Genomic DNA, 23595 nt, shown 5'->3' with positions numbered 1-23595 from the left:
TCAAGCACGGCCCAGTCCCAAGAGACTTACCAGTTGTAGCTCACCGTGCCATACACGGTCCGCTGCTGGCCGTACTGGCAGCCAACGTTGCTGTAGCAGCCTGCCACGTATTCTTTATCGAACAGGTTCGAGGCGTTGAGCGAGACTTCCATACCGTCGAGCGAGGCATCGACCTTGCCCAGTTGGTAGGCGACCAAGGCGTCGACCACGGTGTAGCTGTCGACCTTGAAGCTGTTCGCCGAGTCGCCGAAGGTGCTGCCCACGTAGCGGGCACCGCCGCCCAGGCGCAGCCCTTCGAACGTGCCGCCCTGGACGATATAGTCGCCCCAGATCGACGCCATGTGCTCCGGCACCCGGAACGGTGTATTGCCCTTGTTGCCGACGTCGGACTTGGTGACCTCGACGTCGTTCCAGGTGTAGCTGCCGATCAGATTGAAGCCTTGGGTAATCTCGGTCTTGGCTTCCAGTTCGACACCCTGGGAGCGAACTTCGCCTTCCTGGCGTGAGAAGCCGCCGACGTTCTCGGTGGCATTCTGCTTGGTCAAATCGAACACCGCGACGGTGTACAGGCTGTTGCTGCCTGGCGGCTCATACTTCAGGCCGACTTCGTACTGCTTGCCGATTTCCGGGTCGAGCTGCGAGTTGTCCAGCGTCATGCCCATTACTGGCAAGAACGACTCGCTGTAGCTGGCGTACGGTGCAAAGCCATTGTCGAACAGGTAGACCAGGCCCGCACGACCACTGAACTTCTCATCCTTCTGGGTCTGCGGTGCGCGGTCGTCCTTCTGGTTGCTGGCCCAGTCGTAGCGACCACCGAGCAGGAACACCCACTTGTCGATCTTCAACTGATCCTGCAGGTACACGCCGGTCTGCGACAGTTTCTGCTCATAGCTGGAGGCACTGAACGGGACCAGGGTCAGCGGTTTACCATAGACCGGATTAAACACGTCGAACGGCTGCAGGATGAAGTCCAGCGACTGGTCCTGGTTGAACTTGCCGTTGTTGTAGTCGACCCCGGTGAGCAAGGTGTGCTCCACCGGCCCCGTGGCAAAGTTGGCCTGGACCTGGTTGTCCATGGTGAACAGCCGGCCGTCGCCCTTGCGCTGGTCGTTGTAGCGCGAGTAGACGTCGCCCGCCGGGCCGTACAAGGCAATCTCGGAGCTGGACTGGCGGTAGTCGCTGTAACGCACGTTCTGGCGCAGGGTCCAGATCTCGTTCAGGTCGTGTTCGAACACATAACCCAACGACGTCTTCTCGTTGGTCATGTAGTCGTAGGCGCTGTCGCCGACGTAGGTATCGCGATCCAGGCGGCCACGCGGGTCGCGAAATACCGTGCCCTGGGCGGGCAATGGGTTGGCGAAGTTGCCCGTCTGCTTCTGGTACTCGCCCAGCACGGTCAGCTCGGTATCGTCGTTGGGACGAAAGCTGATGGCCGGTGCCAGGTACTCGCGACGGTTGGTGATGTGGTCGGCCTGGGCATCGGCTTCGCGGAACAGGCCGGTCAGGCGATAGCTCCACACCCCCTCCTCATCCAGCGCATCGCCGAGGTCGAAGGCGGTCTGTTGGTAGTCGTGGTTGCCCATCTGCAACTGCACTTGACGCAGCGGTTCGGTGGTCGGGCGTTTGCTCACCAGATTGATCTGGCCACCGGGGTCGGAAGCACCGTAGAGCACCGAGCTGGCACCACGCAGGACTTCGATCCGCTCCAGGCCATAGGGTTCGGGGGCGTCCCAGCCAAGGAAGTCGGGCAGGAAGGTGCGGGTGCCGTCGCGCAGCATGCGCCCGGTGCCTTGCTGGAAGCCACGGATGGTGAACTGGTCGGTGACGAACTGCGGGCCGGCCAGTTCGGCGTTGATCCCCGGCGTGTAGCGCAGGGCCTGGGAGACCGTCTTGGGTTGCTGGGCTTCGATCTGCTCACGGGTCACCACCGACACCGAGTACGGCGTCTCGATGATCGGCGTGTCAGTCTTGGTCCCCGCCGAAGCGCGCTTGGCCACATAGCCGTCATCGGCGCTCACCGAGCTGTACGCCTGGCCGACCACGCTGCTGACCGGCAGGGTCAGCGCCGCATCGTCGGAGCTGCCTTGCAAGGTCACATGATTGCCTTCGATCCGATAGGCGATGCCGGTCCCCTGGATCAACTGGCGCAGCGCCTCTTCAGGTTCCATCTGCCCGGACACACTGCGGCTGCGCAGGCCGGAGACGGTGTCCTGATTGTAGATGATTTGCAATTTCGCCTGGTTACCCAGCTCGTACAAGGCCGAGGACAGCGACTTGGCCGGGATGTTGATCTGCACAGGCTCGGCCAGCGCCGGGACCGCCACCGCCATGGCAAGCCCGAGAGTAGCGGCGGCGATGCAGCGACGCAGGCGCTGTGCCGGTTGATTCAGTGGATGAACGCTCATGATGTTCCCTATGGATTTATAGTTTTGTTGGCATATTGGATGGGGCTTGGCGCGTGGCCAGGGGGCAGGCCGCACACCGTTCGAACCCCAGGCGCTCACGCAGACAGCAGACCCGGCGCTTGACCGCTCCAGCGGCGTCGCGACGCAAGGCACTGCGCAAGGCCTGGCTGCCCTGCCCCTGGTGGCTGCTGCAAAAATGCGCCCGCGCTTCCCCTAGCGCGCGGGTTGGCACACAGCCCTGGGCCACCTCCATGACCCAGTCGATACACAGCGCCACGTTGCCCCACAGCAGGCGCGGCGAAAGCCCGGTATGGGCGGCAAAACGGTTGACGAAAGGCTGCAGCAGTTGCTCATCGAACGCGTCCAGCTGGCGTGCGCCATTGCCCTCGTTGAGTAACGCCGGCCCTGACGCCGGGACATGCAGTTCGCCAGGCTCGCCCTGTTCACTCACGCAGATACGCAACCGCTGCGGGTCCAGGCTTACAGGCTCGGCATACAGCAGGCGCGCCAGCAGCAGCGGTGGCAGGATCAGCGCGCAGAGCTGCTGGTGCCATTGCGATGCAACTGCTCGCGGATCCGCCTGTGGCCAATGCCGGGCATAACGCGCCAACACCGGCGCCAGCATGTCCGGTTGCAACCAGCGACTCAGCGCGGGCGCCTCACTGCCGGGCACCACACGCATCCGCGCTGCGAGCGGCTGCAGGTCCGGCGGCAAGCGCTGGGCCAGGGTCAGGTTCACCTCAGCCGGCCTCGACAGCGCTGGCGTGGTGCTGCACCAGACGGCCGTTGTCGATGCGCAACAGGCTGTCGGCGGCATCGAAATAGCGGTCGTCGTGGGAGATCACCACGATGGTCTTGCCCAGGCGCTGCAGGTCTGGCAGCAACTCGGTGTAGAAGATGCGGCGGAAGGTCGGGTCCTGGTCCGCTGCCCACTCGTCGAACACCAGCACCGGGCGATGCTCGGTCCACGCTTGCAGCAGCGCCAGGCGCTTGCGTTGGCCGGTCGACAGATCGAGGGTGGAAAAACGCCCGTCTTCGATGCGTACCTTGTGGGCGATCTCCAGGCGTTCCAGGTACACCATCGCCTCTGGCGGCACATCGGCGCCCTGCTGGACGAGGTCCTCGAACAGGAAGAAGTCCGACAGCACCGTGGTGAACAGTTGGCGGTAATCGTCGAGCTGGGCGGCTTCGACCGGTTTGCCGTCGAGCAGCAGGCTGCCGCTCTGGGGCACGTACAAGCCCAGCAACAGCTTGATCAGGGTGGTCTTGCCACCACCGTTCTCGCCGACGATGAACACAATCTCGCCCTTGCGGATAGACAGGTTGACCGGGCCGATGGCAAAACCGCTGGCACCCTCCTCGCTCGGATAACGGTAATGCACGTCACGCAGTTCGATGCTGTGGATTTGCTCAGGCAGCGGTTTGTCGCTGGCCTCCTGCAAGTGCGGCTCGGGTGAGGCGAACTGCTCGCTGAGTTCGGCCACCCGGCGGAACGCCACTTGCGCACGGCTGATATTGGGCAGCGTACCGAGCAGATGCTCCAGCGGCCCTTTCATGTACAGCAGCACCAGGATGAAGCCGCTCAGGGTCGCGGTGCTGGTACTCGGCCACATGGCCTGGAACCCCAGGGCCACGCCAATCACGATGAAGAACAGCGTGGAGCCGACCCCCTTGGCCACCACAAACTGGTTGATCGCGTTGACTTGCTTGCGGCAGATACTTTCGGCAGTGCCTTCGATGCTGTCCTTGAGCAGGCGCTGGCGGCGCGGACGGTTGATGCGCAGTTCCTTGGCGCCTTCGGCGATGGAGCGGTAGTGCTTTTGCAGATCGTCTTCCAGGTCACGGGCCTCGAAGAAGCCCTTGATGCCGCGGGCCCGGGCGTAATACTGGGCAACCGAGCCCAGCAGAATCGCCAGGGTGGTGGTGAGGAACATCCCTGGCGACAACTGCACCAGGTACACCAGGCAGCCAAGGGTGACGCTGAACGACACCGCAAGCGGCGCGAAGGCGAAGGCAAAGTCACTGATGGTGTCGACATCGTGGGTTAGCACCGGAATCAGCCGGTGGCTGCGGTAGCGTTCCAGTTGATCGATCGGCGCGCTGAGAATCTTCAGGCCCAGGGTCTTGCGCAGCCGGGCGATCACATGCTGGCCAACGTAGTTGGTGCCGATGTCCGAAATCACCGAGCCGAGTAGCGCCATCAGGCACAGCCCGGCGAAACCCAGCAACACCCCGCGACTGGCGCCGCCTTCGGCGTGCAGGGCGTGGTTGATGGTCGCCAGCAGGCCAGTGATGCTCAAGCCGCCGAGAATGCCCAGCACGGTCGAAACCAGCAGCAACGGCCAGAAGGGACGCAAAACCTGCGTCAATTCATGCAAGGTACTTCGTGCAGGTGCACTCATTGTCTCGGCTTCCAGGCTTGACGCCCGTCATCGTCCCGTCCGCAGACGGCCGGAATGAGGGCGTGTTAAGGGGCATGCCTGATCGACGAATGAGAGTGGGGTTTGTTCAGCAAATTAGCTGTAAATAACTGCCGAGACGCAGGTCAGCGGGACGAAATCAGGATCACGTCATCGCCACGGCGCAGTTTTACCGGAAGCACCCGTGGCAGCGCGCTGATCAACTGGCCCAGGTCGCTGGTGTCGTAGATGCCGCCGAAACGCAGCTCGCCGACCTCGTTGCCTTCCAGTTGCAGAGGCACCTTGAGGTAACGATTGATCTGTACGATGGCATCGCGCAGGCTGATGTCGTCCAACATCAGCTTGCCGTTGCGCCAGGCCATCGAACGCGCGGGGTCGATGCGCTTGAGCTGGAGCATGCGCCCCTGGCTCACCACGGCCTGCAAACCGGCAGTCAGTTCGGTGCCCTGGTTGCGGCCGTCGCCGTCCTCGCCACGCGACACCAGTACCGTGCCTTCGCTCACGCTGACGGTGGTCTGCGCCGGTGCGGTCCAGATATTGAAGTGCGTTCCGGTGACCCGCACGCTGGCGTTGTCGGTACTGATCAAGAACGGCTTGTCGACGTCGCGTTGCACATCGAAATAGGCCTCGCCGTCACGCAGCAACACCTGGCGCCGATCACGAAAGCCCAGGTACAGCATGCCGGTGCGCTGATTGAGTTCCACCTGACTGTTATCGGGGAGCTGAACCTGGCGTCGCGCTTGCTCGGCCATGAAGTAGCGCACACTGCCCGGCAACATGCCCCCCGACCAACCGCCCGCCCATGCAGCTCCCACGGCCAACGCCAGCACCGCGGCGCGGGCCAGCAACGGCGCGCGGCGGCGCCGCGAACGAGCCTCAAGCGGCACTTGCGCACGCGGCGGCAACTGCTCGCTGACCTGCCACACCCGGCACATCTTCAGGTACTCCGCAGCGTGTTCCGGGTCGGCATCGTACCAACGCAGGAACTCGGCACGGTCCGCGTCGGTGCAATCCTCGAAATGCAAACGCACGCACCAGTCGGCGGCCATTTCGCTCGGGGATTGCTGGGGAACAGAGGGGTTGGGCATGGTGGTAGACAGCGGAAGAATTTCGCCAAGCTTACTCCATCCACTTGGTTTTTGGTTGGTTTCACTCTAAATCGTTAATTTGCCTACGCGCTCCTTCGACCACTTCTGAAGAAGCTGTCGGTTCATTCGTCAACTCTCATGAACGCCTCTGACACGGCCTGCACATGGCCGCACGCTCAGGGCACCACTTCAAAGGAGGATTCGCGAATGTCCCAGCGACAGTCCAGCAACAAGCCCTTCGACGTCATCGGCGTCGGCTTCGGCCCTTCCAACCTGGCCTTGGCCATCGCCCTCGAGGAACAGGCCGAAACAGCGGGTCGCCGAGCCAACAGCCTGTTCCTCGACCGGCAGACTGACTATCACTGGCACGGCGATACCCTGGTCAGCCAGAGCGAATTGCAGATCTCCTTCCTCAAGGACCTGGTGACCCTGCGCAACCCCACCAGCCGCCACAGCTTCGTCAATTACCTGCAACAACACGGCCGCCTGATCGACTTCATCAACCTGGGCACGTTCTATCCTTGCCGCATGGAATACAGCGACTACCTGCGCTGGGTCGCCGGGCATTTCCGCGAGCAGTGTGCCTACGGCAACCGCGTGGACCGGGTCGAGCCGGTGATTGGCATGGATGGCAGCGTCGAACTGCTGGACGTGGTCTCGGTGGACAGCCAGGGCCGCGAACATCGCCGGCGCACCCGCTCGGTCGTGGTCGGCACCGGTGGCACGCCACGCATTCCGGCGGTGTTCCGGGACCTGCGCGACGACGACCGGGTGTTCCACCACTCGCGGTATCTGAGCCGCATCACCCAGCAACGCTGCGCCCGTGGTGAGCCAATGCGCATTGCCGTGGTCGGCGGCGGGCAGAGCGCGGCCGAGGCGTTCATCGACCTCAACGACAGCTACCCGAACGTCAAGGTCGACCTGATCCTGCGCAGCGAAGTGCTCAAGCCGGCCGACGACAGCCCCTTCGTCAACCAGATCTTCGCCCCGGAAAACACCCACCTGTTCTTCGACCAGCCCGAGCCCGAGCGCGAGCGGCTGATCAGTGAATTCCACAACACCAACTATTCAGTAGTGGACCTGAATCTGATCGAACAGATCTACGCCATTCTCTATCGCCAGAAAGTCTCCAAGCGTGAGCGCCATGCCTTCCGCTGCCGGACACAGGTGCAGAGCGCCACGTCCGGCGAACACGGAGTGCGCCTGCACCTGCGCGATGTCGCAACGGGCCAGGAAGAAGTCCAGCACTACGATGCCGTGATCCTCGCTACCGGTTACGAACGCACCTCGCACAAGACCCTACTGGCACCGCTGGCCGACTACCTGGGCGACTTCGACGTCGAGCGCAGCTACCGCGTGCGCGCCACGCCGAACCTCAAGGCCGGCGTGTTCGTCCAGGGTTTCTCGGAGGCCAACCACGGCCTCAGCGATACCCTGCTGTCGGTCCTGCCGGCACGCGCCTGGGAGATCTCCGAGGCGTTGCTGGAGATGGCCGAGTCTTGCGAGCACGAACACCTGCAATTGCTCGACACTGCCCTGTCGGCGTCCGCCTGAATGGAGCTGCCTGGATGAACATGACCACCGGACCACTGACCGCCGCTATCGCCAGCAAACCCCATGGCGAGCTCTACCGTCGCTACGACGAGCAACTGGGGCTGTGGATGTCCTTGCGCACGTTGGACATCGAGCAGGACCTGGCGCTGTTCAACCGCTGGCAGAACAACCCGCGCGTCGCGCACTTCTGGCAGGAGCAAGGCACGCTCGACGAGCACCGTGAATACCTGCAGAAGATCAGCGACACCCCGCACATCTTCAGCGTCATCGGCTGCCTGAATGACCAGCCCTTTGCCTATTACGAGGTCTACTGGGCTGCCCATGACCGCATCGCGCCGTTCTACCCGGCAGCTGAATTCGACCGCGGCATCCATATGCTGGTGGGCGAGGAGCATCATCGCGGCCCGGCCAAGGTCGATTGCTGGCTGCGCTCGCTGGTCAGTTGGCTGCTGCTCGACGAACCGCGCACCCAGCGCGTGGTGGCCGAGCCTCGGGCCGACAACGACAAGATGATCGGCTACATGACCTCGGTGGGCTTTGGCAAGCACAAGGAGTTCGACTTCCCACACAAACGCGCGGCACTGATGGTGCTTGAGCGCGACGACTTCGGCCCGCTGCTCGCGGGCTGACCCTCCCCTGCCGGGCGCTTGGCGCCCGGCCGTCTTGTCCTCAGTTCGCCAATGCCTGGGCCAGATGGCTCGCCAACTCTTTGTAGACCTGATCCACACCCGGCATGACCGCGCCCATCCGCAGCAGGTCGTGGGTCGCGGCGTAGGAGCGGCAGGTCACCGTCACCCCCGCCTGTTGCAAGCGTTCGGCGTAGGCCTGGCCTTCATCGTGCAACGGGTCGTACTGGGCCAGCCCGACGAACGCCGGGGCCGCGCCCTGCAAGTGCTCACACAGCAGCGGCGAAAAGCGCCAGTCCAGGCGATCGGCCGGGGTGCGCTGGTAGTGGCTGTAGAACCACTCCAGCGTCGCGCTCTCCAGCAAGTAACCTTCGTCGAACAGCTCGCTGGACACCGTGCTGCGCGAAGCATCGGTAGTGGGATAGCACAGCAGTTGCAGGCGGATCGGTGGCCATTGCTGCGGTGCCTGCGCCGCCTGGATTGCCAGCACGGTGGCCAGGGTCGCGCCGGCGCTGTCACCGCCAACCGCCAGCCGGGTCGCGTCCAGGCCATGCTCGGCGCCCTCGGCCACCAGCCAAAGCAAGGCATCCTCGGCGTCGAACAGCGCGGTGGGGAAACGGTGCTCCGGGGCCCGCCGGTAATCCACCGCGAGCACCGCACAAGGCGTGCGCCAGGCAAGTTCTGCGCAGATACCGTCATGGGAATCCAGGCTGCCCACCACATAACCGCCACCGTGCAAGTACAACAGCACCGGCCACGGCTGCGCGCCAGCGACCTCGGGCAGATAGAGGCGCAGCGCCAGGCTGGCGCCGTCGCGGGTACGAACCGTCAACTCGCGGCGTGCCACTTGCTGGGTCTGGGGCCAAGCCCAAACCAGCCCAGCGGAAGCCTGCTCGAAGGTCTCGCGGGCCAATTCCGCCGACAAGGCATGCAGCGGTGGACGGCCGGCCAGCCGCCCCTCCTCCACCAGGTCGAGGAAAGCGCTCAGTTCAGGATGCAATGACATGGATGAATATCCTTGAAAGGGGATCGCGCGGCTCATTCGAGCCCCGCGCATTGATCGATCAGGCTGTGCAGCTCGGCCTGGAAAGTGTCCAGCAGCCGCTGCACGGTTTGCGGGCGGTAGCGCTTGGCGCTATAGATGCAGCGCATGCCCAAGCGGCCGTCATGCACCTGGCCGATGATTTCCAGCCAGTTGGCCAACGGCGCCGACGGGCTGTGGAAGTCGCCCAGGCTTTCAGGCGCGGCACCGAACAACGACTGTGGGCTGCTCGCCTGGTCGAGTTGCCCGAGGTAGTTGAAGGTGATGCGCGGCTGCGGCAGTTGCGCCAGGGCCTCGCGTACTTCGCTACGCCCCAGGTAACGCAGGACACCAAAGCCCAGGCCACGCTCCGGCAGTTGCGCCAATTGCTCGCGCACCGCCCGGACCGACTCGGCCACCTCGCCGTTGCCCGGGTGCAGGTGCACCGGGAACATGCTGGTGAACCAGCCCACGGTGCGGCTGAGGTCGAGTTCATCGAACAGGTCCTCGCGGCCGTGACCTTCGAGCTGGATCAACGCCGAGTCATGCTGACTCCAGCGGCACACGGCACGCGACAGCGCGCTCAGCAACAGGTCGTTGATCTGCGCCTGCAGGGCCGCCGGCACAGCCTTGAGCAGCAATTGGCTACGCGGCTGATCAAGCGTGAACCGGACCTCGGCCGAAGTGCCCACCAGATTGCGTCCACGCGGGTTATCGACCGGCAGACTCGGCGGCGTATCCGCGCCCAATTGGTGCTTCCAGTAATCCAGCTCAGCCTCGCCTTCAGGGCTGCGCGCCCGCGTCTGCAGGCGCGCAGCCCAGTCACCGTAGCGACTGCCTGGCAACGCCAACTCAGGCGCGCACCCGGCGCATGCGGCCTGGTACGTCGCCAGCAGGTCCTCGAGCAGGACCGGCCAGGACACCCCGTCCACTGCCAGGTGATGAACCACCAGCAGCAGGCGCTCGCCGCCCTCTGCCAGCCGTGCATGCAGCACCCGCAGCAGCGGGCCGTTGGTCAAGTCGAGGCTGCGCTGGGCCAGTTGGATGGCCGATTCCATGGCTTGGCTGTCGGCGAGGTCTTGTTGCCAGAGCACTGGGACCTGCTCGACCTCCTCAAGGCTGGCGTAACGTTGCGACCAGCCACCCGGCCCCTGGACGAAGCGCAACCGCAGGGCCTCGTGACGCACCAGCAGCTGTTGCACCGCCTGCTTAAGGGCGTCGGTCTGCAGCGGTTGCAGCACGTCCAACAGTAGCGCCTGGTTAAAGTGCTGGCGCTGATCCATCGGCACGTCGAACAACCACTGCTGGATCGGCAGCAGGTTGAACAGTTCACCCTCGGGCAAGGCCAGCTCCGCGGTGATCGCGCCCGCCGTCGGCGCGTCGACGACCGCCAGCAGTTCGGCGATGGTCGGCTTGCGCATCAGGTCGCGCAGGCGGATCTCCCGCTGCAACTGCGGATGGTTACGGGCCCGCGACACCACCTGCAGGCTGAGGATCGAGTCGCCACCGAGCTCGAAGAAGTTATCGGCGAGGCCCACCCGCTCCACACCCAACACCTCTTGCCAAATCTGCGCCAGGGCTCGTTGCTCAGCGGTCTGCGGGGCGACGAAGCGGCTATCCAGGCTGATCTGCGGCGCCGGCAAGGCCAGGCGATCGACCTTGCCGTTGGGGTTGAGTGGCAAGGCCTCGAGCACCACCACGTGAGTCGGCACCATGTAGTCCGGCAGCCGCTCGCGCAGGCGTTGGCGCAATGATTCGCCCAGGCCCTCGGCAGCCACCGCCGCCACGTAGGCGACCAGTTGCTTGCCGGTCTGGCTGTCGCGGGCGACCACCACCGCGCTGTGCACATCCGGCTGCTCACGCAAGCGCGCTTCGATCTCACCCAGCTCGATACGGAAACCGCGAACCTTGACCTGATGGTCGAGCCGTCCCAGGTAATCGAAGGTGCCGTCAGCGCGGCGGCGCACCAGGTCGCCGGAGCGATACAGGCGCCCGCCGACGCTGAACGGATCAGCCACAAAACGATCGGCCGTCAGCCCCGAGCGCTGGTGGTAACCACGCGCCAGGCCTTCGCCGCCGATGTACAACTCGCCGGCCACACCTTCGGGAACCGGGTTGAGGTCGGCATCCAATACATGCAGGGTCCGCGCGCCGACCCGCTGGCCAATCGGCGCATAGGCCGCACCACAGGTGGTCGACCCTTCGGCCTTCCACAACAGCGGCGTGATGACGGTCTCGGTCGGTCCGTAACCATTGATGATCGTTTGTGGACGCAGTGCCGCGCGGGCACGTTCGAACGCGGCCTCAGGCACCGCATCACCACCAAAGCAATACACCCGCACCGCCGGTGCCTTGCCTGCGGCCTCGGCCTGGCTGGCCAGCGCTTGCAGGTAAACCGGCGGGAACGCGGCCACCGTGACGCCGTGCGCGGTCATGGCCGCCAAGGTCTGTTCCGGGGTCCACAGCTCATCGTCACGCACCAGCAGGCTGGCACCGAACAGCAGCGGTACCAGCCAGCGCTCATGGGCACCGTCGAAAGCAAATGACATGAAGTGCAGCTCACGGTCCGCCGGGCTCATGCCATAGCGCTCACCGATCGCTTCGCAGTGCATGGCCAGCGGCCCGTGGGCCACCGCCACCGCCTTCGGTTGTCCGGTGGAACCGGAGGTGTAGATCAGGTAGGCCAGGCTGTCGGGATGCAGGTCCACTACCGGCGCTTGATCGTCCAGCCCTTCCAGCGCCAGGCGGTCCAGCGCGAAGGGAGTCACACCCTGCTGTACCGGCAGTTGCCCCGCGAGACTGGAATGGGTGACCAACAGGCGCATGCCCGAATCGCCCATGATGAACGCCAGGCGCTCGGCCGGATGAGCGGTGTCCAGCGGCAGGTAGGCGGCGCCGCACTTGAGCACTGCCAGCAGCGCCACCGGCCAATCCACCGAGCGTGGCAACGCCACGCCGACCACGGTTTCCGGCCCGGCCCCCTGGGCCCGCAGGAACTGCGCCAGGCGATTGGAGCGCGATTCCAGTTCTGCGAACGTCAGGCGTTGTTCACCGCAGAGCACCGCATCCCAGTGCGGGCTGCGCCGCGCCCATTCGGTGATGCCCTGGATGACCGACGGCAAGCTGCGCCGCTGCGCCAGGTGGTTGGCCTGGGCCCGGGCGCGCAACTCGACTTCGCCGAGCATGCCCAGCTCACCCAGCGCTGTGTCGGCGCTGGCACAGAAGCCCTCGAGCAGTTGCTCGAGGTGACCGCGAATGCCCTCCACCTGGCTCAGGTCGAAGTGCTCGCGCAGGAACATGTACTCGATCTCGAGCGCGTCGCCGAGGGTGACCATCAGGTCCATGGCGAAGTTGGTCACGCCATGGCCGCGCGCCGTCTCGAACTGCAACTCGCCATCGTCCCATTCACTGAGGAGACGGTCGACCGGCTGATTCTCGAACACCACGATGCTGTCGAACAGCGCCTGGCCACCGCGCCCGGCCCAGCGCTGAACCTGGCTCAAGGGTGTGTGCTCGTGTTCGCGCGCCGCCAGGTTGTAGGCCTGCAGCTCCTGCAACCAGTCCCCCAAGCGCTGCTCGGGCAGCGGCGCCTGGACGATCGGCAGGGTATTGATGAACAGCCCCAGGGTGTCTTGGGAACCGGGCAATTGTGCAGGCCGGCCCGAGACAGTGGCACCGAATGCCACGCAACGCTGGCCGGTATAACGCTGCAATAGCAGGAGCCAAGCGGCTTGTACCAGGGTATTGAGGGTGACCCGCTGACTGCGGGCAAAATCCTTCAGGCGCCCGGTGCGCACGCTGTCCAGGTGGCTGTAGATCGCCTGGTGACCACGTTCGCTGCGTTTGCCGGTCAGTGCCTGGGCGAGGAAGGTCGGTTCTTCCAGCGGCTGCAGGCGCTCGCGCCAGAAGCGCTCGCTGACCAGCGGGTCGCGGGTTTGCAACCAGTCGATGTAGTCGCGGTAGCGGCCCGGTTCCGGCAGTGGCTGGCCGAGATAGCGACGCAGGACCTGGCCGATCAGCAGCGACAGGCTCCAACCATCGAGCAGCAGGTGGTGATAGGTCCAGACCAGGCGATAGCGCCGTGGCCCCAGTTGCACCAGCAACAGCCGTTGCAGTGGCGCCTGGCTCAGGTCGAACGGTCGTTCGCGCTGCTCACGGGCCACGGCCTGGGCCTGTTCCTCGGTGGGCGTGAGTGCACGCCAGTCCAATTGCTCCACCGGCAACGTCACGGCGTGATGGATCACTTGCATGGCATCGGTAAAACCCTGCCAGACAAAACTGCCACGCAGGCTGTCATGACGCCCGCTGACCTCGTCCCAGGCGGCAATGAAGCGCGGTGCATCCAGGCCGTCGATCACCACGTCGAGCTGGTTCACATACAGCTCGCTGCCGGTGTCCAGGGCATGGAACAGCATGCCCTGCTGCATCGGCGACAGCGGCACGATGTCTTCAATCGCCTCCAGCCCCACCGGCAACGCGGCCAGGGCCTGCGCGCTGAGCGCACTGAGATCGATGCGTGCCACAGCGCGCGACGCGACCTCCTCCAATGGCCGCGCCTGGGCGGCGAGCGCCCGCACGCTCTGGTGCAGGAACAGGTCACGCGGGGTCAGGGCCAGGCCGGCTTCGCGGGCCCGCGCCACCACTTGCACCGAGACGATCGAGTCGCCGCCCAGTTCGAAGAAGTTGTCCTCGGCACTGACCTGCGCCACGTTCAGCACGCCTTGCCAGATCTCGGCCAGCAGGGTTTCTACCGCGCCTTGCGGCGGCACATGCGCGCGGGTTTCCAGCTCCGGCTCCGGCAAGGCCTTGCGATCGAGCTTGCGGTTCGGCGTCTGCGGCATGCGCTCCAGACGCATCAGCCGCGCCGGCACCATGTAGTCCGGCAGCTGTGCTTGCAGGCGTTCACGCAACCGGCCCAACAGGGCATCGTCGGGCTCGGCCACCACGTAACCCATCAACTGGTTGTGCCGTGCGACCACCGCCGCTTCGCGCACTCCGGGCTCTGCCAGCAGGCAGGCTTCGATTTCGCCCAGCTCGATGCGGAACCCACGGATCTTCACCTGCTGGTCGATCCGTCCCAGGTATTCCAGCGCACCATCGGCGCGACGGCGCACCAGGTCGCCAGTGCGATACAGCCGCGCGCCGTCGCCAAATGGGTCGGCGACAAAACGCTCGGCCGTGAGTGCCGGCCGGGCGTGGTAACCCCGCGCCAGGCCTTGGCCGCCGATGTACAGCTCGCCGGCCACTCCCAGCGGCAACGGCTCAAGGTCATCATCGAGGACGTGCAGCGCGGTGTTGGCCAGGGCTTCACCGAGCAACACTTGCGGGTGTTCGGCGTCCAGCCGGTAACGTGCCGACCACACCGTGGTCTCGGTCGGGCCATACAGGTTCCACAAACCACCGGCGACCGCGCTCAGGCTGCGCGCCAGATCGGCCGGCAAGGCTTCGCCACCGCACAGCACCTGGCGGCCGGCCAGGGCCGGCAGGCTCGGATGCTCGGCGAGCATGCGCCAGGTCGAAGGCGTGGCCTGGATTGCGGTCACTTGCTGTTGTTCGATCTGCGCCCACAGGCGCTCGGGATCACGGGCGGTGTCGCGGTCCACCAACACCACGCTGGCGCCACTGACCAGCGGCAAATACAGCTCCAGGACCGCGATGTCGAACGACAGCGAGGTCAGGGCCAGCAATCGACCGTTCTGCTCCAGCCCCGGCGCCTGGGCCATGCTCGCCAGGAAGTTGCCCAGCCCGGCACGGCGCACGGCCACGCCCTTGGGTTTGCCGGTAGAGCCGGAGGTGTAGATCACGTAGGCCAAATGCTCGCCGCCGGCCAACGGTGTTGGGTTGCTGTCGCGGCCTTGCTCGCCCAGTTGATCCAGCCACCAACACTCGGCGGCGGCACCCAGCGCCTGCAGCGCGGGCTGCAACGAGGTCTCGCTGAGCAACAACCCAGCGCCGCTGTCGTCGAGCATGTGCCGTAAGCGTTCGGCCGGGAACTCAGGGTCCAGCGGCACGTAGGCGCCGCCGGCCTTGAGCACGGCCAGCAAGGCCACCAGGAGCTGCGGCCCGCGCTCCAGGCACACGCCCACCAACACATCCGGCCCCACGCCCGCGGCTTGCAGGCGATGGGCCAAGCGGTTGGCCTGGCGATTCAGTTCGGCATAGCTCAGGCACAGTTGCGCCTGGCGCAGCGCAATCGCCTGCGGCACACGGACGGCCTGGCGCTGGAATTGTTGCACCAGATCGAAATCGGCCACCCCATGGTCGTGGGCAGCGCCGGCAGCGAGTACCGCCGACCGTTCGCTGGCAGCCAGCAGTGGCGCCCGCCCCAGTGCCCGGGCAGGCTCGGCCAGCAGGGCTTCAAGCAGTTGCAGGAAATGCCCGGCCAGGCGCTCGATGCTGGCGCGCTCGAACAGATCGCTGGCGTAATTGAAGGTGCAATCAAACTGCTGTTCGCCACGCTGATCGACAAACAGCCCCAGATCAACCTGCGCAGTGCGTCGTTCGTCCGGCAGGCTCGACAACTGCAGCCCGGGCAACTGATCGCGCAGCGCCACGTCGTGCCGCTGCAGGCTGAACAGCACCTGGAACAGCGGGTTGTGGCTGAGGCTGCGTTGCGGTTGCAGCGCTTCCACCAGTTGCTCGAACGGCAAGTCCTGATGCGCCTGGGCCGCCAGCACGCTGTCGCGTACCTGCAGCACCAGGGCACTGAACGGCTGGGCGCTATCGATGCGGGTGCGCAGTACCTGGGTGTTGACGAACAGGCCGATCAGGCCTTCGCACTCGCCGCGCAAGCGGTTGGCCACCGGCACTCCGACACACAGGTCATCCTGGCGGCTCAAGCGTTGCAGCAACACATTGAAGGCCGCCAGCAACAGCATGAATGGCGTCACGTGATGGGCCTGCGCCTGACGCAGCAGATTGGCCGCCAGCGTGTCCGGCAGGCTGACGCTGACACTCGCGCCACGGTTGCTCTGCTGCGCCGGACGCGGGTGATCGGCCGGCAACTCGAGGATCCGCGGCGCGTCCTGCAACTGCGCCTGCCAATAGTCGAGCTGACGCTTGCCCTCCCCGCCGGCCAGCCAGTCGCGCTGCCACAGGGCATAGTCGATGTACTGGATCGGCAAGACTGCCAACGCCGCGTCAGCCCCCGCACACTCGGCGGCATACAGCTGGCCCAGTTCGCGGACCAGGATCTCCATCGACCAGCCATCACCCACCATATGGTGCAAGGTCAACAGCACGTGGTGCTGCTGCTCGCCCAAACGCAGCAACTGGCCGCGCAGCAAGGGGCCTTGGACCAGGTCGAACCCGGCGTGGGCCTGCTGCGCGCGCAAGGCTGCCGCCTCAGCCTGGGGATCGGCGGCGGCACGCAGGTCGCTGAACGACAGACTGAAGCCGCTTGCCGGCAGCACCTGCTGGTAGACCTCGCCGCCCTCGCTCGGGAAGCAGGTGCGCAGCGCTTCGTGGCGCTCGAGCAAGCCACTGAAGGCGCGTTCCAGGGCCAACCGGTCCAGCGCGCCCACCAGTTCCAGGGCTACCGGCATGTTGTAGGCGTCGCTGGCGGGGTCCAGTTGCCAGAGGAACCACATGCGTTGCTGGGCAAACGACAACGGCGCACGGGCCGGGCGTTGCCGACGCCGCGGGCCATCGGCAGAGGTGCTGCGGCTCCGTTCAAGGGCCAAGGCCAGCCCTGCGACGTTCGGCGTATCGAACAGCGAACGCAGGGGCAACTCGATGGCGAACACTTCACGGATTTTCGAAATGATCCGCACCGCCAGCAGCGAATGACCGCCGATCTCGAAGAAATCGTCGTCGCGGCCAACCTGCTGCACCCCCAGCACCGCTTGCCAGATCGCCGCCAGCAGCGTTTCGCGCTCACCTTGCGGGGCCTGGTAGCTGCGCGCTTGCCATTGCGGCGCAGGCAGCGCCTTGCGGTCAAGCTTGCCATTGGGGCTCAGCGGCATGGCCTCCAGGTACAGCAACTGCGCCGGCACCATGTAGTCCGGCAGGTGCTCACGCAGATGATCGCGCAAGGCGTCCAGCAACCCTTGGGGGTCGGCTTGCGGGCTGTCAGGCGTGACATAACCGACCAACTGCGCCCCCGCGTCGCCCGGCCAGGCCACCACGACCGCCTCGCGCACCACGCCATGCTCGAGCAGCCGCGCCTCGATCTCGCCCAGCTCGATACGCAGGCCGCGCAGCTTGACCTGATGGTCGATCCGGCCGACATAATCGATCACCCCGTCCGGGCGCCAACGCGCCAGGTCGCCGGTGCGGTACATGCGCTCGCCCCCAGAGCCAAACGGATCGGCGACAAACCGCTCGGCCGTCAGCCCCGCTCGGCCCAGGTAACCCCGCGCCAGGTTGGCGCCGGCGATGTACAGCTCGCCCGCGACACCCACCGGCACCGGCTGCAACTGGCTGTCGAGAATCATCAAGCGGGTGTTGGCGATCGGCCGGCCGATGGGCACGCTGTGCCGGCCCGGCTCGTCGACGCAATGCCAGTAGCTGACATCGATGGCCGCTTCGGTCGGCCCATAAAGGTTGTGCAGCGCCGCGTGATGCTGCGCCTGGAATTGCTGCTGCAACTCATGGGGCAGCGCCTCGCCACTGCACATCACCTGGCGCAACCCGCTACAGGCCGCCAGCTCGCCGGCGGCAACGAACGCCTGGAGCATCGACGGCACGAAGTGCAGCGTGCTGATGCGCTGTTCGACGATCACCTCGCGCAGGCGCGCCGGATCACGGTGCGCGCCAGGCTCGGCGAGCACCAGTGTGGCACCGGCCAGCCACGGCCAGAAGAACTCCCACACCGACACGTCGAAACTGAAAGGGGTTTTTTGCAGGACCCGATCATCGCCATCCAGGCGATATTCGTCCTGCATCCATTGCAGGCGATTGAGCAGGCCCGCGTGATGGTTGCCCACGCCTTTCGGCCGGCCCGTGGAGCCGGAGGTGTAGATGCAGTAGGCCAGGCTTTGCGGCGGGTACTCGATGACGGGCGCGTGCTCGGGCTGGTCGTCGGTCTGGGCCCAGTCGCGGTCCAGGCACCACACCGGCGCGTTGCACGCCGGCAAGCGCTCGAGCAGCGCCTGCTGGGTGAGCAACAACGGCACGTGGCTGTCCTCGAGCATGAAGGCCAGGCGATCGGCCGGGTAGTCCGGATCGAGCGGCAGATAGGCGCCGCCCGCCTTGACGATCGCCAGCAAAGCGATGGCCAGTTCTGCCGAGCGCTCGGCGAACACCCCGACCCGCACATCACAACCCACCCCTTGGCTGCGCAGCCAGTGGGCCAGGCGGTTGGCCCGTGTCTCAAGCTCGGCATAAGTGAACTGGCGCTCGCCGTAGACCAGCGCACAGGCGTGGGGAGTCTTTGCGGCCTGATGACTGATCAGCTGCGGCAGCATCGGCACCTGGCGGTAGTCGCGCTCGGTGGCGTTCCAGCCTTGCAGCAGTTGCTCGCGCTCCTCGAAGGCGAGCAACGGCAGGCGCTCCACCGCCTCTTCTGGCGCCTGGGCGATCGCCTGCAGCAAGCGCAGGAAGTGCCCGCCAAGGCGCGTCACCGTGGCACGCTCGAACAAGTCGCTGGCATAGCCGAAGCTACCGAGCAATTGACCGTCGGCGCACTCGCGGGTGTCCAGCACCAGGTCGAACTGGGTGCTGCGTCGGGCGCCGGCCAGCGCCTCGACCGTCATCCCCGGCAGCGCCAGGCTGGCCAGGCTGTCGACCCGGTCGTGGTTGAACAGCACCTGGAACAGCGGGTTGTGGCTGAGGCTGCGTTGCGGCTGCAAGGCCTCGACCAGTTGTTCGAACGGCAGGTCCTGGTGGGCCTGGGCGTCCAGCACGTCGTCGCGGGTCTGGCTGAGCAGCCGGCTGAACGAGGCTTGGCCGTCGATCTGCAGGCGCAATACCTGGGTGTTGACGAAAAAGCCCACCAGGCCCTCGGTTTCCTCTTGCTGACGGCCGCCAATCGGCACGCCGATCCGCAGGTCGCGCTGACCGCTGTAGCGCATCAGCAACACACCGAAAGCTGCCAGCAACAGCATGAACAGCGAACTGCCCTGCTCCAGCGCCAGGCGCTGCAGTTGCTGCGCCAGTGCCGCCGGCACGGCGAATTCGCAGCTGTCGCCACGAAAGCTCTGCTGCGCCGGACGTGGGTGGTCCAGGGGCAGTTCAAGCAGCGGATGCTCGCGGCCCAGGTGCCGCGACCAGTGCGCCAACTGTCGCGCGCACTCGCCGCTGTCCAGCCATTGCCGCTGCCACACGGCGAAGTCGGCGTACTGGATGGTCAACCCTGGCAACTGTGGGACCGCGCCGGCGCACTGGGCGCGGTAACAACTGGCAAACTCCTCCAGCAGCAGTTTCACCGAGGCACCGTCGGCAATGATGTGGTGCAGGGTCAGCAGCAACACGTGTTCCTCTGCCGCCAGGCGCACCAGGCACACCCGCATCAACGGGCCAGCGGCCAGGTCGAAGGCGTAGTTCGCCTCCTCGGCCATGCGCTGGGCCAACTGGCTTTCGCGCTCATCGGCCGCCAGGTGTTGCAGGCTGACTTCGCTGAACGCCACTGGCAGGTCATCAATGACCCGCTGGCACACCCGCTCGCCATCGTCCTCGAACACCGTGCGCAGCGCCGAATGGCGCGCCTGCAGTTGCTCGAATGCCACCTGCAGCGCGGTCACCCGCAGCGTGCCGCGTAAACGCAGGCCACCCGCAATGTTGTAGGCCGCACTCTCGGGGGCCAGTTTCCACAGGAACCACAGGCGCTGCTGATTGAACGACAGCGGTGCGCCGTCGGCATGCGTCAACGCGTGCAACGACGGCGCGGCGCTGGCGGTGGCGGGCTGGGCCAAGGTCACCGCCAGGTCGCGCAAGCGCGGCGTATCGAATAGCTGGCGCACCGGCACTTCCAGGCCCAGGCGTTTCTTCAGGCGCGCCACCACTTGCACCGCCAGCAGCGAATGGCCGCCTAGCTCGAAGAAGTGATCGAGCGCGCCGACTTGCGGCAGGCCGAGCACTTCGCTCCAGATCTGCGCCAGCAGTTGCTCGTGTTCGCCCTCCGGGGCCTGGTAGCCTTCGCTGTCTGCCTGCCACACCGGCTCGGGCAGTTGATTGCGGTCCAGCTTGCCGTTGGCGTTGCGCGGCAACTGCCGCATCACCATGATCCGCGCCGGCACCATGTAGTCCGGCAGTTGTTCACGCAGCAACGCCCGCAGTTCAGCGCCCAACTGCTCATCGTCAGCCGCTACATAAGCCACCAGTTGCTTGCCGGTGAGGGTTTCGCGCGCCACCACCAGTGCCTCGCGCACCCGGGCGTCGGCACGCAGGCGCGCTTCAATCTCCCCCGGCTCAATGCGAAAGCCACGGACCTTGATCTGATGGTCGACCCGGCCCAGGTAATCGAGGATCCCGTCGGCACGCTGGCGCACCAGGTCGCCGGTGCGATACAGGCGTGCGCCCGGCGCGCCGAACGGGTCGGCGACGAAGCGTTCGGCAGTCAGACCCGGACGCTGGAAATAGCCCCGGGCCAGGCCTTCGCCACCCAGGTAAAGCTCGCCACACACGCCTGTCGACACTGGGTTCAGGTCAGCGTCCAGGACCCAGGCACTGCGTGCGCCGACGCGGTCGCCGATCGGCGCGTAACCGGCCTGGCAGTGATCGGCCGGGCCGGCCTTCCAGATCAGAGGCGTGACCACGGTCTCGGTCGGCCCGTAGCCGTTGATGATCCACGCCGGGCGCAAGGCCTGGCGCACTTGCTCGAAACTGGCGTGGGGGACCGCGTCCCCGCCAAAGCAGTAGACCCGTACCGCAGGCACGTCATCGCGGCCCTCGGCGTGTTCGGCAATCTGCTGCAGGTAGGCTGGCGGGAAGGCCGCGACGGTCACCCCGTAACGGCCCATGGCCTGGTAGGTCTGCTCCGGCGTCCACAGGCTATCGTCGCGCAGCACCAGGCTGGCACCGTGGGTCAGGGCCGTCAGCCAGCGCTCGTGGGCACCGTCGAAGGCGAACGACATGAAGTGCAATTCACGGTCGGCCGGGGTCATTTCGTAGCGCGCGCCGATGGTCCGGCAATGCATGGCCAACGGACCATGGGCCACCGCTACCCCCTTGGGCAAACCGGTGGAACCGGAGGTGTAGATCAGATACGCCAGGTTGTGCCCATGGGGGGTGACCGGCGGCGCCAGGTCAGGCTCGCGCGTCAGGTCCAGCAGGTCCAGGTCCAGGCGTTCGACCCCTTCAGGCAGCGGCGCCCGGCGTGGGTCACGGCTGTCGCCCAGCAACCAGGCCAGGCCGGCGTCGCGGATCTGGTACGCCAGGCGCTCCTGCGGGTAGTCCAGGTCGAGCGGCACATAGGCCGCCCCGGTCTTGAGCACCGCCAGCAGCGCCACCAGCAACCGTGGCGAACGTGGCAGGCCGACACCGACCCGGCACTCGGGCCCGACACCACGGGCGTGCAGGTAGCAGGCCAGTTGATTGGCCTCGCGCTCAAGCTCGGCAAAGCTCAGGACCTGCTCGCCGCAACGCACGGCCGGGGCGTCTGGGGTACGCACCGCCCATTCGGCGATCCGCAGGTCTACCCGTTGCTCGTCCTGGGTGCTGGCAGGCAGCGCGTTCCAGGCTAACAACTGCTGCCAGGCCGCCGGCTCGTGCAAATCGAAATCGCACAGGCGCGCTTGCGGGCGTTCGGCAATCTGCTCCAGCAGCGCCTCGAAGTGCCGGCGCCAGCGCTCGATACGCGGCGCGCTGAACAGATCGCTGGCATAGCTCAGTTCACACAACAGGCGACCGGTGGAATCCTCGGCAGTGTCCAGCGCCAGATCGCAATCCACCGCGCGCATGACCGGCGGCAACGATTGCATGACCACCCCGTCCAGGGTCTGCAGGGCCGCACTGTCGTACCACTGGTGGTTATAGATCACCTGGAACAGCGGGTTGTGACTGAGGCTGCGCTGCGGCGCCAGCGCCTCGACCAATTGCTCGAATGGCAGGTCCTGATTGGCCTGATCGGCCAGCGCGCCCTGGCGCACACGCGCCAACAGGGTTTCAAAGGACTCACGCCCATCCAGCGCGGTGCGCATCACCAGGGTGTTGACGAAGAAGCCGATCAGACGCTCGCTTTCACTGTTGCCCCGGCCCGCAATCGGCACGCCGACGCGCAGGTCGCCCTGCCCGCTGTAGCGATACAACTGCACCTTGAACGCTGCCAGCAGCAACATGAACAGCGTCGCCCCACGGGCCTGGGCCACCTTGCGCAGACGCCCGGCCAGTGCCGGCTCGATCTCGAAGCACAGCACTGCGCCCTGGCCGCTGGGGCGCGCCGGACGCTGGTGGTCGAACGGCAGCTCGAGGGACGGCGCCTCACCGGCCAGGCGTTGCAGCCAATATTCCAGCTGGCGCTCGCCCTCGCCCGCTGCCAGCAATTTGCGTTGCCATGCGGCGCAGTCGGCGTACTGTGCCGTCAGCACCGGCAACTCAGCGGCCACGCCACGGTTATGGGCGTTGTAGCCACGGGTGAACTCGTCCACCAGCAGGTTCATCGACCAGCCATCGGCGACGATGTGGTGCACCCCCAGCAACAGCAGATGCTCATCGGCCGCCAGGCGCAGCAAGGTCACGCGCAGCAACGGTCCGTTGGCCAGGTCATAAGGGGTAATGGCGCACGCCATGTGCAGCTCGTCGACCCGCGCCTGACGCGCTGGCGCTGCAAGCTCGGCGAGGTCCTGGTAAACCACTTGCAGTTCGACCTTGGGTTCGATCAACAGGTGCGGCTGGCCGTCCACCTCATGGAAACGGCTGCGCAGGTTTTCGTGTCGCGCGAGGATAGCGCGCAACGCATTGCCGATGGCCTCCTGGTTGACCTTGCCGGTCAGGCGCACGGCGCGGTGCAGGTTGTAGGTCGGCGCCTGGGGATCGAGTTTCCAGATGAACCATTGCCGGCTCTGCGCGGCAGACAGAGCCAGGGCGCCGTCACGCGCCAGGCCCGGTACCGGCAGACGCCGCAGGTTGACGCCCGCGGCGGCCAGTTTGGCGAGAAACAGTTGCTGCTTGTCCTGCGGCAGTTGTGCCAGGCGCGCACTGATGGCCTGCAACTCACGGTCCTGCGCCGCTACCTTGGGGTCTAGGACACTACTCATTCGGCCTGCTCCAGTTCTTCCAGCAAATCATTCATGAAATCCAGCTGCAACCCGTCGTCAGCGGCGGCAGGTGCATGTTCCAGCTGCGCGGCAAGGGCGCCGACGCTGGGGTAGTCGAACAGCGTATGAATCGGCAGATCGAGGCCAAAGGTCTCGCGGATCCGCGACACCAGGCGGGTCAAGAGCAACGAATGCCCGCCGAGCTCGAAGAAATCGTCGTCGATGCCCACGCGCTCCAGGCCCAGCAGCTCACACCAGATCGCCGCCAACTGACGCTCCTGCGCCGTGCGCGGCTCGACATGCTGGCGTGCCTGCCAGTCAGGCGCCGGCAACGCCTTGCGATCGA

General features: G+C 65.9%; 8 protein-coding genes and 1 pseudogene (1 of these 9 cut by a window edge). 2 read left to right on the top strand and 7 right to left on the bottom strand.

Annotated features, from left to right (window positions below; genetic code table 11):
• Positions 1–26: 26 nt before the first annotated feature.
• From QMK50_RS26545 to QMK50_RS26530, 4 genes are all read right to left on the bottom strand, one after another.
• Positions 27–2405 (bottom strand): TonB-dependent siderophore receptor, encoded by a 2379-nt coding sequence (locus QMK50_RS26545; protein ID WP_320334433.1) that lies wholly within the window; start codon positions 2403–2405, stop codon positions 27–29.
• A gap of 16 nt (positions 2406–2421) precedes the next feature.
• Positions 2422–3144, bottom strand: a complete 723-nt coding sequence (fhuF, locus tag QMK50_RS26540) for a siderophore-iron reductase FhuF (RefSeq protein WP_320334432.1) — start codon at positions 3142–3144, stop codon at positions 2422–2424.
• A gap of 1 nt (position 3145) precedes the next feature.
• Complete coding sequence (locus QMK50_RS26535; RefSeq protein WP_320334431.1) at positions 3146–4807, bottom strand: cyclic peptide export ABC transporter; 1662 nt, start codon at positions 4805–4807, stop codon at positions 3146–3148.
• A 143-nt stretch (positions 4808–4950) separates the two neighbouring features.
• Positions 4951–5913, bottom strand: coding sequence for a FecR family protein (locus tag QMK50_RS26530; protein ID WP_237234993.1), 963 nt, complete (start codon positions 5911–5913; stop codon positions 4951–4953).
• Between the two features lie 207 nt (positions 5914–6120).
• Here QMK50_RS26530 and QMK50_RS26525 point away from each other — a divergent pair, with 207 nt between their 5' ends.
• Positions 6121–7467, top strand: a complete 1347-nt coding sequence (locus tag QMK50_RS26525; protein WP_095168276.1) for a lysine N(6)-hydroxylase/L-ornithine N(5)-oxygenase family protein — start codon at positions 6121–6123, stop codon at positions 7465–7467.
• Positions 7468–7517: 50 nt separating this feature from the next.
• A pseudogene (locus tag QMK50_RS26520) lies at positions 7518–8096 on the top strand (GNAT family N-acetyltransferase); the annotation flags it as partial.
• A 40-nt stretch (positions 8097–8136) separates the two neighbouring features.
• Here the strand turns inward: QMK50_RS26520 and QMK50_RS26515 are convergent.
• The 3 genes in view from QMK50_RS26515 to QMK50_RS26505 are tightly spaced (at most 32 nt apart) and all read right to left on the bottom strand, a layout consistent with a single transcriptional unit that may run on beyond the window.
• The gene (locus QMK50_RS26515; RefSeq protein ID WP_320334430.1) at positions 8137–9099 is read right to left on the bottom strand and encodes an alpha/beta hydrolase; all 963 of its coding nucleotides are present in this window, start codon (positions 9097–9099) and stop codon (positions 8137–8139) included.
• 32 nt (positions 9100–9131) lie between these two features.
• Complete coding sequence (locus QMK50_RS26510) at positions 9132–23249, bottom strand: non-ribosomal peptide synthase/polyketide synthase (protein ID WP_320334429.1); 14118 nt, start codon at positions 23247–23249, stop codon at positions 9132–9134.
• Positions 23246–23595: the 3' end of a non-ribosomal peptide synthetase gene (locus QMK50_RS26505; RefSeq protein ID WP_320334428.1), read on the bottom strand. It continues 10558 nt past the right edge of the window; only the last 350 of its 10908 coding nucleotides appear in the window; its start codon lies off the right edge, out of view — the gene reads right to left on this strand; its stop codon occupies positions 23246–23248. The genes QMK50_RS26510 and QMK50_RS26505 overlap by 4 nt, the downstream gene beginning before the upstream one ends.

The organism is Pseudomonas sp. P5_152, assembly GCF_033989915.1.
GTDB lineage: Bacteria > Pseudomonadota > Gammaproteobacteria > Pseudomonadales > Pseudomonadaceae > Aquipseudomonas.
This window is presented reverse-complemented; position numbering and strand designations above follow the sequence as displayed.